We start from the raw sequence: 13,459 nt of genomic DNA, 5'->3' as shown, positions 1-13,459 counted from the left end.
TGTAGCTAAGAATCACTAGGCTGCGATATCGAACCTACCACCTTTTACTCCTTATGCCAATGTGGTCGTTGTAAAACACGAGTTATCAGTAACATAGCGAATTACTAACTAAGTAGACTTAATATATTAGCGCGTAGACATGAAAATTTATCGCTAAGATTGGCCGCTAAATAGGGGATATGGTCCGGGGGGTAAAAAGCAATAATGGGTCTCTAAATTAATTATCTTTTGGGCTGCTGGGTTAAGGCTTCATTGCCCAAGATCAAATCAAATAGTTCTTGATCGATATTTTGCTGACGAATTTGCTGATATTGCAAGGTTAAATCATGCAATTGATTTTCAATGTTTTTTTCGGCTCGTAACATACCGGACAAACGACTGGCATTTTCACTGGCTAAGGATTCAGCACAGGCTCTATATATAGCAACGTAAAGATATTCTTTTATGAGTGCCAAAAATGTTTTTTCGCGATCGTTTAGTAGTTCAGGTAACGAACCTTTTGGCCAGTTGGCTTGCTCCACCTGTTTGCGCCATTTCTTGTCCAAAGGCAGTAAGCGAAGGGACTTGGGTGCATAGCTAGATTTGCTGATAGGACTATTGTAAATGAGCATTACCTGACTAACAGTGTGACTATTCAATAATTTTTCTAATTCTACTAGTAATTCACCGACTAGTTCGGCAATACCGTCAATGCTGCTTGGTAATTGATGTGGATTTTCCAGCTGTATGTTATCAGTGCTAAGGTGCTGCAACACTCTTTCACCGACACACCAAATGTGTTTCTTAGTTTGGTAGGTTGACAGGGTGTGATTAGAAAACTCTGCTAAATTCTCATTGAAGCGACCGACTAAACCTTGATCTGAACCAAATACAATTACAGCCAAAGAATCATCCTGGTGGCGGATATTAAAAGGATATTGGGGGATGCTTCGCAAAGGCTGATTAAAGCAAGCGTTTAGACCAAGTTGTACACAATAGTAATATTCAATCAGGGAATTAACCGCATCTTCAAATTGCACAATATTAGCTGCAGCCAAGGCTTTCATCGTGCGCACAACGGACTGAAGTTCGTGAGTATAACCTATTTTTCGCTGTAAGCCAGATAACGCTTGGGTCATAAATCCGGCTCGATAAGGGTTGATTCTTTAGTGGTTTTATTGGCCACCAACGGCAAAGATTGATTGTCATCTAAATCACTCTGTTGAGAAGATGAGATGGTAAAAGGCGCTAATAAAGACAAGATATTATCCATCACGATTTTTTTGTCTGGTGAGTTGATTGCGTTAGCATGAATGAGCTGATCGACAATATTGCTAGGCAATAAGGCGGGTAAGGTTTCTAGTTGAGCTAAAGCAGCATCCAGTGAAGTGTTGACCACAGTATCAATAATCCCTTCGCTCAACGCTAACAGCAGGACCAGTTGTTGAGGGACTGACAGCGGATTGAATTCAGTTTGTTTAAAGCAGGCTCTGATATATCGGCCATGCTCCAATACTTTGCGAGTACTTTCATCTAGCCTAGCTCCGAAACGAGCGAAGCTTTCCAGCTCTTCAAATTGCGCATAGCTGAGCTTCAGATCACTGGAGAGCTTGCGGAACATCTTGCGTTGGGCTTTGCCGCCTACACGAGATACGGACTTACCCACATCTACTGCGGGTAGAATACCCAGATCGAACAAGCTAGGTGATAGATAAATTTGCCCGTCGGTAATTGAGATGAGGTTGGTAGGAATGTAAGCTGATATATTCTGCTCTTCAGTTTCAATAATCGGAAGGGCGGTGAGTGAGCCTCCACCAAATTCTGCTTTTAAGCGAGTGGATCGTTCTAACAAGCGTGAATGGATGTAAAAAATATCACCCGGAAATGCTTCACGTCCAGGCGTGCGGCGCAATAACAGTGAAAGTTCACGATAGGCTCTGGCGTGCTGGGTTAAATCATCATAAACAATTAATACGTCTTGACCGGATTGCATAAAATACTCTGCAATACTGGTGGCACCATAAGGTGCGATGTATTTAATACCGGCAGGACTGCTGCCTTCGGCAACTACCATCACGGTGTAAGCTAATGCGTTATGCTGTTCAAGTTGTGCGAGTATTTTGGCTACGGATGAGGCTTTTTGCCCAATTGCCACATATATACAAATCACGTCGTTGTTCTTTTGATTCAAAATGGCATCAATAGCGATCGCGGTTTTACCCGTTTGACGATCGCCAAGAATTAACTCACGCTGGCCTCTACCAATAGGCAGTAAAGCGTCAATAACTTTTATACCTGTTTGCAACGGCACCTCAACGGGTAATCTGGCGGTAATAGCTGGGGCGGGACGTTCTATTGGCAAGCGATGCTCAACGTTCAATGGTCGTCCTCCGTCAATGGCTATACCCAGAGGGTCGACAACACGGCCGAGTAAACTGTTACCAACCCCAATGTCCATTACCCGTTCTGTTCGCAATACTTCATCACCGACGCTGATATGCTCTGAATGGCCTAGCAGCACCACGCCTATTTCGTCCTCGTCGAGATTGAATGCTATACCCATTATTCCGTTGGGAAATTGCAATAATTCGTCCAGACCAGCATTGCCCAGCCCTGCCACAATAGCAATGCCTGAAGACACGCTAATAACCGTACCTATTTCTTGGCAGGAAACCGCTAAAGGAGGCTGTTGATTGACTTGCCGACAAGCGTCAAACATAGCTCCAAGCGCCGAGCTCATTTTGTTTTGCTGATTTACTGAAGCAGACATAGCTAAGTTGTACTCTTTGGCTTGTCTGATTCAGCTGCAAGGCTGAATTTACTGGCACTGAACTTAGTGGCTAACTCAGCCTGTTGCTGTTGGACTATTGAGGTCACTTTGTGTTGTAGCAAGTTGAGATAGTCTGTGGTGCTCCAAGTGGTTTTCCAATCATCCGTTTTCAACTCCACTCCACTGATGAGAGCTGCATCAACCTGATAGACAAAGGACACATTATCACCTTGAACAATAGTACCAAGATGATTGATAGTGTGTTCAATCTTATCTTTTTGTGCTGCGCTTAAACTGATTGCACTAATAACTCTTAATTTGATGGTATGACCGGACTGATCCTCAATGAGACGGGTAAGCTGAAGGGGAGGTTGCTGGGCTAAACGCCCACAGAAAGTATCAATTATTTTATCATGGAGATCTAGGTCTGCCAGATCTTCGAGAACCTTACTTGCAGTTTGATAAACCGCGAGCATATTTTGCTTAATTACATCGCTCTGATATTGTTGCAGTTGGTGTTTGTACTCAGTAATCAACTGCTTATTCATACTCGCCAATTGTTGCTCAGAATGGGCTCGCATTGTATCAGCATGTTGTCTTGCCTCGGCCATCGCCTGCTCTAAAATATCTTGTTTCTGTTGTTCTAACTGGGCACTTTTTTGCTGATATAAATCAAGTTGCTGTTCGGCATTTTGGCGGGTGTGTAGTGCACTCTCCAGTTCACTTTCGATATGCTGACTTCGCCCATCAATAGCCCCAATGATCGGATTATATAAAAACCGTTTAAGTAACCACATCAAAATTAGAAAATTGATTATTTGCGCAACCACGGTAAACCAGTCAACCGTCATAATTTAGTTTCCACTTTGCTCAATGACGTAATTCCAGAATGGATTGGTGAATAACAACATCATGGTCACCACAAAGCAGTATATAGCGGTTGACTCGATCATGGCTAAACCAACGAATAAAGTACGGGTAATGGTTGAAGCTGCATCGGGCTGTTGGGCGAGTGATGCCAATGCCGTGGCGACTGCTTTACCCTCAGCGATTGCAGGTCCAATAGAGCCAATCCCTATGGTGGCTCCAGCAGTTATAATTGATGTCATTGCGATGGCTGTAATACCGTCCATATTATTTACCTTTCAAGAGTGTTTGACTGATTAACGTCGGGTGAAGCTAGATTCGATTCTGTCGAAGCTGTGGCAGCAGCGATATAAACCGTGGCTAAAATAAAAAAGATATAGGCTTGCACTAGCCCTGTTAGTAGCCCCAGAGCGGTCATGAAAACCGGAAAAATAAACGGCGAGATAACCAATAGCAGTGCCAAGATCATGCTGCCACTCATAATATTGCCGAATAACCTAACCGCTAAGGCTAAGGTTCTGGATAGCTCGCCAATGATGTTAAATGGCAGCATTAATAAGGTCGGCTTGGTGTAGGAAGACAAGTAATTCTTTAAGCCTAATTTCCTGATCCCAAAAAATGGCACCGCAAAAAATACTGACAAGGCTAAAGCGAATGTGGTTGAAAAGGATCCTGTGGGAGGAGCATATCCTGGGAAAATGGTGAAAAGATTAGCCACGGCAACAAACAAAAACAGACTCCCTAAAAAGCCAATATAATCCCGGGGCACCTTAACTCCAACCTGGGCGATTTGCTTTTCGATTTCACTTACAATGATTTCCAATGCATATTGCCAGCGTGTCGGTTCGAAGTCTTTCTTATAAGTACGCGTAATCAACTTCGCACTTATCACCAAAGCCCCCATGATCACCCAAGTAAATACGATGGTGGCATTCAGTTTCAGCCAGCCAAATTGCCAGTACAGTGCGCTATCTGGGCTAACGTCCATTGTCGACCTCTTTACTGCTGAGAATGTCCTGGTGATGTAAGCCAATTTTTCGATTAAGTAGCATTCTAGCGATGGTAAAGCCCACTACAGCCACTAAAAGCCGTTTCCAATTGCCTTGCGAGACCCAATATAGCGCACACAGTGCAAAGGCTAGTCGCAGTACTAAGCTTACAGAAAACCACACAAAGGGATGACGGGCATTGACCCCTTTATTGAGTACCCACCAGAGGCTGCCAAAAAACACAACGCCGATGCCAAAACCAAGGATCAGGGCGCTGATCACGTCGAAGGTTGAAATTGAGAAATGTAATGCTAGATTATTCATCATGTTTATCATCTTGGTTAAAATTATCTTCGTCACGCATGGCTTTGTCCTCTTTGCTGATCCAGTTCCAAGCATTGAAGCAGCCCAGAATGAGACCTAAAGCCAAAAGCGCTAATGTCCAGGAGTGGGCAATTTGGTAATGCTTATCTAGCCAAATTCCCAATGCCGCGCCCAACAACGTGGGCAAGGCGATGGACCACCCCACCAGTCCCATCATGCCTAAGCCAAACCAGACATTTGAGTCTGCATGTCGCTTGGCTTTGAGTTTCAAACTGGCTTTACGTGACACTTTCGCGATCAATTTTTTTTCATCTGTATGCTCTTTTCCCTTTACCTGCTGTTGATTAGAATTCTGCATTTTACTGCGCCGAAATTTCGGTTAAACGCTGCACAAAGCGACTTTCCAGTTTTTCCAAAGCAAATCTGATTTCGCGATCTTTAGCGCTTAGACTGAGAAATTCTGCCTTAAGGGTGCTTTGTAGGACACGCAAGTCATCACCCTTTACTGCCCGTCGAACAGAAATTGAAATACTATTGCCGGTTTTCACCACCACCCCTTGATCAATGGCGATATAGCTTTCGGTTTTACCTGCTACCTGATAGGTGAGGATCCCTGGCTCTAAAGCTGCCGCGCAATCTCGACGATGGGGCAAGATCCCAAAGGAGCCTTGAATTGTTTCGACCACCGCACGAGTCACATTGTGTTGTTGACAAAAGACCTTGCCGGGCAATAACACTTTAAGCTCCAAGGGAGGGCTCCAATGGTTTAGTTTTAAGCGCTTGATCTTTGTGGATGGCTTCATCTACTTTGCCGATCATATATAAAGCACTTTCAGGCACTTGGTTAAACTCTCCGTTCAAAATTCGCTCGCAACCGTCCAAGGCGTCTTCCAGACTCACCAGCCTTCCGGTTTTACTGGTGAACTGTTCAGTGGTAAAAAATGGCTGGGTGAAAAACCGTTCTAGCCGTCGTGCTCGCATAACAACGGATTGGTCTTGGCTTGAAAGCTGTTCTAAGCCAAGCATTGAAATAATATCTTTAAGTTCCTCATATTCTGCCAGTACCCGTTTCACGTCTTTGGCAATATGAAAGTGTCGTTCACCGACTATCCCTGTAGTCGTCATTTTCGAAGAAGACTGCAGGGGATCTATGGCTGGATATAGCCCTTCACTGGCGCGCTTGCGAGATAACACCAAAGACGCGGATAAATGAGAAAATGTGTGAACTGCGGCAGGGTCGGTAAAATCATCAGCCGGAACATAAACTGCTTGAATTGAGGTGATTGCGCCTGTCTTGGTATTGGCAATTCGCTCTTCTATGCTGGCTAACTCGGTACTTAAAGTAGGTTGGTATCCCATTCGTGATGGCATTTGGCCTAATAGCCCTGATACCTCAGCACCGGCCTGGATAAACCTAAATATATTATCGATCAATAGCAATACATCGCGGTGCTCATCGTCTCGGAAATATTCGGCCATGGTTAACGCACAATTGGCAATTCTAAATCGGTTGCCAGGAGGCTCATTCATCTGACCAAATAGCATTACCATGTTATCCAACACCTTGGCTTGTTGCATTTCCCGATATAACTCTTCCCCTTCTCTGCATCGCTCACCAATACCGCAGAATATACTGACCCCTTGATGGTGGCCCAGCATGTTATGGATCATTTCGGTTAGCAATACCGTTTTACCGACCCCAGCGCCGCCCAGCAAACCTGCTTTGCCCCCTCGTTCTAATGGACAAAGTACATCCACGATTTTGATCCCCGTGACAAAAATTTCTGAACTGGTCGCCTGGGAGATAAGTGAAGGAGGAGCGCTATAGACTGACCGCCATTGAATATCCGTTGGCGCAGGTTTGCCATCTATAGGGTTACCAAATACATCAAACATGCGCGATAAAATACTCGGCCCCACCGGCGCACGCAGGCTAGTATCCGCATTATCTATGGCCTGACCACGGGCTAGGCCTTGTGTTGGTGTCAAAGCAATGGTTCTGACTTTTTCAGCACTTAATTGCGACTGTACTTCTAACACTATGGCTTTGTCGCTGGTGTACAGCAGTGTTCCTATTTTAGGTAGGGCCGAAGTGAACTTTACATCAACCACACTACCACGCACGGTAAGTACTTGGCCGGTTGATAATCCACTACTGTCATATTGCATATTCAGCCCTTGAAATCAATGTTAGTGAGGTGGACCACTTCAAATTGGTGTGACACGGAAATCTCCCGTTCCCCGGCCTGCACTCAACACTGTGGTGGCGGTAAAAAATCAACCTGATTATTTTTTACCCCTATGGTTTTAGTTACTTTAAACATCATTCCAGCGAAAACGGTGATTTGAATCCGGCGGGTTTGATGACCAGCAAATCACACTCAACTAAATTTAATAACTCATCGGCTGTGCTACCCAATAATCCGGTACGATATGCAGTGCCTATGACGAGCATAGCGGCATTCTTGTCAGCCAATAGCTTAGGTAAAGATTCGGTGATTGAGCCATCCAACATATGCTGATTGTCAAAATGAGGAACCCATTTTTCACATTCGGCATGAAATTGCTGGTGGTGTCGATCCCGCAGTTCGTCCAGCACCTTACTGTTTTCGGTGTTCGCCGCGGCAGGGAAAACATCTGTCCAAATTTGCGCCTCATCAATAGCTGAAAATAGGATTTCCCAGTAATCTGGATCAAAACAATGATAGGCGTGTAAAGGCAATGTGAGCTGCTTTGCAATACCGTAAGCAGAGGATAATATTCGTTCGTCAAGTTCGCCTTCCTTGTTAAGACGATGACTTGGATCAATCGCAGCGACTACAGTGGCATTTTCCGGAAGGTCGCTGTGTTTGACGAATAATAACGGTACAGGGGTGGCTCTAAGCAGTTGTCGGTCAATGGAGTTGAAAAGCCACTGGGTCAATTGAGACTGCTTGTGACTGCCTTTGATGACCAGATCAGGTTGGTGCTTCTCAACCATTTGCAAAATGCCGATGTGCACTGAGTCTTTCCAAGTAACTTCAATTTCGATATGGATATTGTGATGCTGATGTTTATGTACCAAGGTTAATAATTTATTGCGATGAAAATTGATCATTGAATCTCTGACCTGATCCATATTTTGCGGATCCAAAATATAAGTTGATTCAATAGATGGATAGTACAAACAAGCGACCAATACTATGCTCAGAGGCTGGCCGTTGCCAAATTGTAAGGCTCTGGAAAGAGCGGGTTGGTCCTTCTTGTCAGGGTCGATGACAACTAAAATTTTGTCTACCTCATTCACAACATACTCTCCAATCATAGCTTTGTGGGGTTAATCTTTATCATCCATAACTTTATTCACCATGCTGCCGAACGCTGCATGACAGTAGGTAACATGCTTGGCTGCGAAGCCGCCTTTGTAGCTGGATTGATTTTCATGTTAACCAGCATATCTGGCTAATAAACTTCTATTTTGATTCAGATCAAAAAAGTGTTCACAACCAAGGGTATGCTGAAAATAATTAGTGCTTGTTAACAAAACTAGAATCTAAATAAGTTGCCGCAGAAAGTAATTTTAACTTCTCTAAATAAGGTGCGTTTTATGAGTGATATGTACGGTTTTGACGCCTTTTCAGCAACTCAAATTGTGGTCAAAGTGGATCAGATTGGCGTGAAAAAAGCCAAAATGAAAATACTCCCGCTAATTATGCTAGGTATCTTAGCTGGGGTATTTATTGGCCTTGGCGCTATGCTTTTTGTACTGGTTAAATCGGACCCTACGCTGCACTACGCGGTTTCACAATTACTCGGGGGCTTAGTCTTTTGTCTAGGATTAGTATTGGTCATCATTGCGGGAGCGGAACTGTTTACCGGCAATAATTTGATAGTGATGGCCTGGGCTGACTCAAAGATAACGCTCTATGACTTATTACGAAATTGGAGTCTGGTATGTGTTGCTAATTTAATTGGCGCTGTAGGCTTGGCAGTTTTAGTGTTTCTTTCTGGTCATACTGAGATGAATGGCGGTCGCATTGGTTTAGAGTACGTGCAGATAGCTGAGTATAAAACTAGCCTCACACCCGTGGCCGCTATTTGTAGAGGTATTCTTTGTAATATTTTGGTCTGTATGGCGGTTTGGATGGCACTTGCTGGTCGAACAGTGGTGGACAAGGTCATGGCCATTTTGTTTCCAATTACTGGCTTTGTAGCAGCAGGTTTTGAACACAGTATTGCCAACATGTATTTTTATCCAATGGCCATGTTGGTAGAACAATTCTCGCTCATTGAACAATCCACAAGTGTGATTACCTTAACGGACTTTTTGACAAACCTGTTGTTTGTTATCAGCGGAAACTTAGTCGGTGGTGCTGTTTTCGTTGGCCTCGTTTACCATGTTATTTACGCCGACAATAAGCCCTAAATATTAATCTAGTTTGATACATATCAATTAAATATTGAGGAATTCCCGTTTAATAAAGAGATGACAAGCAACCCATAGGTTCGATATGAGACAAACCCAGGTGAATAGTATATGTCCTTTTTGTGGAGTAGGCTGCGGTATTGGACTGGTCAAACAAGACAACAGTATTATTACTGTACAACCGCTAAGGCATCACCCGGTCAGCCAAGGAAAATTGTGTGCGAAAGGCTGGAATACGGCCTTTGGTATCAGTCGTTACAATAGACTGACACAACCACTAATGAAAGTAGACGGCGAGTTTGTATCTGTATCCTGGCAAACCGCGCTGACAAAAATTGCTACGCAAATGCGCGGCTTTATAACCGATTACGGACCACAAAGCGTGGGTGTGATCAGCAGTGCTAGAGCCACTAATGAAGATAACTATGCCGCGCAAAAATTTGCACGCGCAGTGCTCAAAACCAATAACATCGATCATTGTGCAAGAATTTGTCACAGTCCCTCTGTTGCCGGTTTGAAAAAAACGTTGGGTTCTGGCGCTATGACTAACAGTGTAGATGACGTCGCCAAGGCTGATGTTATTTTGGTGATAGGTGCTGATCCTACCGAAAATCACGCCATTATCGGCGGTCAAATTATTCAGGCTAAACTGGCAGGAGCCAAGTTAATTGTTATCGATCCGCGCCGAACTCGATTGTCATTGCTAGCGGATCTGCACCTACAACTCAATATTGGCAGCAATATCGCCTTGCTCAATGGATTGCTCAATATTATCTTTGAACACAATTGGCAAAATGACGATTTTTTAACTCGCCGTTGTGAAGATTATACCGAGCTCAAAGCCCATGTAGCCGAATATACACTAGACAAAGTCACTAAATTAACTGGGGTTAGCGGAGAAAAATTAATCCAAGCGGCGAAACTTTATAGTCAGGCAAATGCGGCATTTCTAGCCTATGGTATGGGGATCACGCAATTTGTAAGTGGTACCAATAATGTTATCGCCGTATCAAACTTGGTGTTGAGTTGTGGGCAAATTGGTCGTGAAGGTACTGGCATCAATCCACTTCGTGGCCAGAACAATGTGCAAGGTGCCTGTGATATGGGCTGCCTACCCAACGTCTATCCAGATTACCAAAGTAGCACTGACCCTAAGGTGATTGACAAGTTTTCACATGCCTGGGGTACGCCAGTAGCGAATCAAGCTGGTTTGACATCTTTAGGGATGAGTCGGCAAGCTCGACAAGGTAAATTCAAAGGCTTATTTATTTTTGGTGAAGATCCCGTTGTTACCGATCCCGATAGAAATAATGTTGCGCAAGGTATAAGGGACATGGAGTTGGTAGTGGTGATTGAGCTCACCATGACAGAAACTGCGAAAATGGCCGACATTGTGTTACCCGCAGCGAGTTTCGCGGAAAAGCAGGGGACTTTCACTAATTGCGAACGTAGGGTGCAACTTATTAATCAAGCGATAGATCCTCCTGGCGATGCTAAGGCGGATTGGCAGATTTTATCTTTGTTGGCTACTGAAATGGGGCAGTCAAACACAATGAACTGGCAAGATAGTCAACAAATATTCGATGAAATGGCCCAGTTAACAGATTCATTTTCCGGCATGAGCTACCCCTTACTTCGACAACACAATGGTTTGCAGTGGCCATGTAATATTCAGTCTCCTTTAGGGACTCGTTGTTTACATGCTGATACTTTCCCCATTGGAAAGGGGAAGTTAATCCCCGTTGATCATGTAGCAACCAATGAAACTCCTGATACCGACTACCCATTTTGGTTTACAACCATGCGTTTACATTATCATTATGGTTGCGGATCAATGACACGAAAATCGCCGTTGCTTGAGCGCGAAACGCCAGATGGATTATTGTATATGCACCCACAAGATGCCCAAGACATGGGGCTCACCAATCACCAAGCCGTTGCAGTAGAATCGCGACGAGGATATTTAGAAACTCGTTTGGTGATAAGTGAGCAAGTAGTGCCAGGATTGCTCAGTATGCCTTACCATTTTAAGGAAGCGCCTTCTAACTTATTGACCAATGATGCCATGGATGAGGTGACTGAGATGCCTGAGTTGAAAGCCTGCGCGGTACGAGTAACAGCCTTGCCCATTGGGGATATCCCTAAGGCCTATACCCTTGATGATGTAGTCGTGGGAGCCGTCCAATGATAAGTCAGTTAAATACAACAAAACCTATGTTTTATCTCAATTCGATTGAGCAATTAGTTTCACACCTTGCCAATGACCATACTGTTTTTCAGATTCAGCAAGACGCTGATGGTGAAAGTATATGGAGTTGTCGTGATAACCACTCTGGCCATCCTTTATATGGCCCTCACAATCTGCCTCAAGGGTCTCCAAAGGGAATGTTGTTTGCGGAAAAAGAGCCCTTGTATAAATTTGATGGAGAAACCTTCCAAAGCATCATCCCCAAAGTAGAACCCCAAGTGTTATTTGGTGTGCAGGCCTGCGATCTGACTGCGATCGCTTATCAAGATAAGTTTTTTCAGAATGATCCTCATTACCAAACTAGAAGGGAGCAGACCTTGTTAGTGGGCATTGATTGCGACGGACCTTGTGAAAATGGGTTTTGTACCGTGGTAAATGCAGGGCCACATGTAAACCCAGGTCAGGCTGATATTATTCTCAGCCAACTTGAAGTCGATCTTGTTACCAATCAACCAATTTGGTTGCTAGTCGCAGAGAGCCAGAAGGGATTGAAGAGTATTGCCGCAATGCAACTTCCCTCCGCTGGGCAGAGCAAAATCCATGATAGGAGTGAGCTGCTTGAAAAGGTTAGATTGAAATTTGATAACTTCAGTTATATTAGAAATAGTATTGAATATATCAACGATAAAACCATTCCGATTGCTTTGTGGGAACAGATGAGTGTGCAATGTTTAGGTTGCTCAGGCTGCAGCAATCTTTGTCCTACTTGCTCATGCTATAGCACTTATGAAATTAATTCGACCAATCCGTCGACCTTGCAAAATGAGTTTACAACTTATCGAAATTGGGATTCCTGCTTGTATGAAGGCTTCCAAAAAGAGGCCAGTGGCCATAATCCCAGCCATGCAGCAGCGAAACGTGTTGAACGCTTCTGGTTTCATAAATTTTCCGATGAGTATTTGCCGGAATTTGGACGCTACGGTTGTGTCGGCTGTGGACGCTGTGAGTCAACCTGTCCCGGTGTCATCGGCGTCCACTCTGTAATGAAAAGGATAGATCAAGCATGTTGCAATTAACCCCTCAAGCCATTCAAGTAGTGGATATTTATGAAGATGGCACTGATGCTCGCCACTTCACCTTTGAGCCGATTAATTTTAAACATAAAAATCTGGTACAAATCGGTCAATTTTTTATGCTTTCGGTACCGGGGTATGGTTTGGCACCCTTCACCTATACCTCTTTACCCGATGAGTCTGGTCGTTTTTGTGCATTGGTTAGAAAAGTCGGTAAATTAACCGCTGCATTATTTAGTATCAAGCAAGGTGATACCTTGGGTTATACCGGCCCCTGCGGGACCGGTTGGCCGGTTGAAAAACTGGCGCAAGGGGACGTTCTAATCGTTGCTGGTGGATGTGGTCTAGCCCCTCTTGCTTCAACCATTGATTATCTAATTAAACAAGGAAGAGGGGCTCAGGTTACTTTGATCTATGGCTCTCACGATCTTTCCTCTCAAGTACTCAGTAGGGAGCGGGCAGTATGGAATAAAAACATAATCTTGTTTGAGACATTAAGTATTGAAGGCGACAAAGACCATACCGGCAGAACTACTCAGCATATCAAGCACGTTCTTCGCGAGAATCAGCGACACCCAAGCACAGTGTTAACTTGTGGTCCCGAGGCGATGATGAAGTCTACTGCTAAAATTTGTATGGATATTGGTATTCCCAGTGAAAACATATGGCTCTCCATTGAGCGTCGAATGCGCTGTGGAGTAGGCTTATGTGGACATTGCTATTTAGCTGATAGTTATGCCTGTAAACAAGGCCCAACTTATCGTTTTGATACACTCTTAACCCTTGAAAATAAGAGCATCAAAACTGAACCACACTCCGGTGGATTTCAATTTTGCTAGGGGTAGTATTGTTTACCAATCAATA

Annotated in this window: 14 protein-coding genes; 4 read left to right on the top strand and 10 right to left on the bottom strand. The window is 44.1% G+C overall.

What is annotated here, in order from left to right; translation table 11 throughout:
* Nucleotides 1-221: 221 nt before the first annotated feature.
* From QR722_RS10010 to QR722_RS09965, 10 genes are all read right to left on the bottom strand, one after another.
* The gene (locus QR722_RS10010; RefSeq protein WP_286282691.1) at nucleotides 222-1,118 is read right to left on the bottom strand and encodes a F0F1 ATP synthase subunit gamma; all 897 of its coding nucleotides are present in this window, start codon (nucleotides 1,116-1,118) and stop codon (nucleotides 222-224) included.
* Nucleotides 1,115-2,749, bottom strand: a complete 1,635-nt coding sequence (locus QR722_RS10005; protein ID WP_502872431.1) for an alternate F1F0 ATPase, F1 subunit alpha — start codon at nucleotides 2,747-2,749, stop codon at nucleotides 1,115-1,117. The genes QR722_RS10010 and QR722_RS10005 overlap by 4 nt, the downstream gene beginning before the upstream one ends.
* Nucleotides 2,750-2,751: 2 nt before the next feature.
* Complete coding sequence (locus QR722_RS10000; RefSeq protein WP_286282690.1) at nucleotides 2,752-3,600, bottom strand: F0F1 ATP synthase subunit B family protein; 849 nt, start codon at nucleotides 3,598-3,600, stop codon at nucleotides 2,752-2,754.
* 3 nt (nucleotides 3,601-3,603) lie between these two features.
* Nucleotides 3,604-3,882, bottom strand: coding sequence for a F0F1 ATP synthase subunit C (locus tag QR722_RS09995; RefSeq protein WP_286282689.1), 279 nt, complete (start codon nucleotides 3,880-3,882; stop codon nucleotides 3,604-3,606).
* A gap of 5 nt (nucleotides 3,883-3,887) precedes the next feature.
* Entirely contained in the window at nucleotides 3,888-4,604 is a 717-nt protein-coding gene (locus QR722_RS09990) for a F0F1 ATP synthase subunit A (RefSeq protein WP_286282688.1), read from the bottom strand.
* Nucleotides 4,594-4,932: an N-ATPase subunit AtpR gene (locus QR722_RS09985; protein WP_286282687.1), complete on the bottom strand. Its 339-nt coding sequence runs from the start codon at nucleotides 4,930-4,932 to the stop codon at nucleotides 4,594-4,596. The genes QR722_RS09990 and QR722_RS09985 overlap by 11 nt, the downstream gene beginning before the upstream one ends.
* Nucleotides 4,922-5,287 carry an AtpZ/AtpI family protein gene (locus QR722_RS09980; protein WP_286282686.1) on the bottom strand — a complete coding sequence of 122 codons (366 nt, stop codon included), beginning with the start codon at nucleotides 5,285-5,287 and terminating at the stop codon, nucleotides 4,922-4,924. The genes QR722_RS09985 and QR722_RS09980 overlap by 11 nt, the downstream gene beginning before the upstream one ends.
* Before the next feature lies 1 nt (nucleotide 5,288).
* Nucleotides 5,289-5,678, bottom strand: a complete 390-nt coding sequence (locus QR722_RS09975) for a F0F1 ATP synthase subunit epsilon (RefSeq protein ID WP_286282685.1) — start codon at nucleotides 5,676-5,678, stop codon at nucleotides 5,289-5,291.
* Nucleotides 5,668-7,098 carry a F0F1 ATP synthase subunit beta gene (gene atpD, locus QR722_RS09970; protein WP_286282684.1) on the bottom strand — a complete coding sequence of 477 codons (1,431 nt, stop codon included), beginning with the start codon at nucleotides 7,096-7,098 and terminating at the stop codon, nucleotides 5,668-5,670. The genes QR722_RS09975 and atpD overlap by 11 nt, the downstream gene beginning before the upstream one ends.
* A gap of 154 nt (nucleotides 7,099-7,252) precedes the next feature.
* Nucleotides 7,253-8,215 carry a universal stress protein gene (locus QR722_RS09965; protein ID WP_286282683.1) on the bottom strand — a complete coding sequence of 321 codons (963 nt, stop codon included), beginning with the start codon at nucleotides 8,213-8,215 and terminating at the stop codon, nucleotides 7,253-7,255.
* Nucleotides 8,216-8,515: 300 nt separating this feature from the next.
* Here QR722_RS09965 and QR722_RS09960 point away from each other — a divergent pair, with 300 nt between their 5' ends.
* The 4 genes from QR722_RS09960 (at nucleotide 8,516) to QR722_RS09945 (ending at nucleotide 13,434) form a co-directional block, all read left to right on the top strand.
* A complete protein-coding gene (locus QR722_RS09960; RefSeq protein ID WP_286282682.1) occupies nucleotides 8,516-9,334 on the top strand; it encodes a formate/nitrite transporter family protein in 819 nt (272 codons plus the stop codon).
* An 85-nt stretch (nucleotides 9,335-9,419) separates the two neighbouring features.
* A complete protein-coding gene (fdhF, locus tag QR722_RS09955) occupies nucleotides 9,420-11,522 on the top strand; it encodes a formate dehydrogenase subunit alpha (RefSeq protein WP_286282681.1) in 2,103 nt (700 codons plus the stop codon).
* The gene (locus QR722_RS09950; protein ID WP_286282680.1) at nucleotides 11,519-12,598 is read left to right on the top strand and encodes a 4Fe-4S dicluster domain-containing protein; all 1,080 of its coding nucleotides are present in this window, start codon (nucleotides 11,519-11,521) and stop codon (nucleotides 12,596-12,598) included. Before fdhF ends, QR722_RS09950 begins: the two co-directional genes overlap by 4 nt.
* Nucleotides 12,586-13,434: an FAD/NAD(P)-binding protein gene (locus QR722_RS09945; protein ID WP_286282679.1), complete on the top strand. Its 849-nt coding sequence runs from the start codon at nucleotides 12,586-12,588 to the stop codon at nucleotides 13,432-13,434. The genes QR722_RS09950 and QR722_RS09945 overlap by 13 nt, the downstream gene beginning before the upstream one ends.
* Nucleotides 13,435-13,459: the final 25 nt, after the last annotated feature.

The organism is Aliiglaciecola sp. LCG003, from assembly GCF_030316135.1.
Taxonomy (GTDB): domain Bacteria; phylum Pseudomonadota; class Gammaproteobacteria; order Enterobacterales; family Alteromonadaceae; genus Aliiglaciecola.
This window is presented reverse-complemented; position numbering and strand designations above follow the sequence as displayed.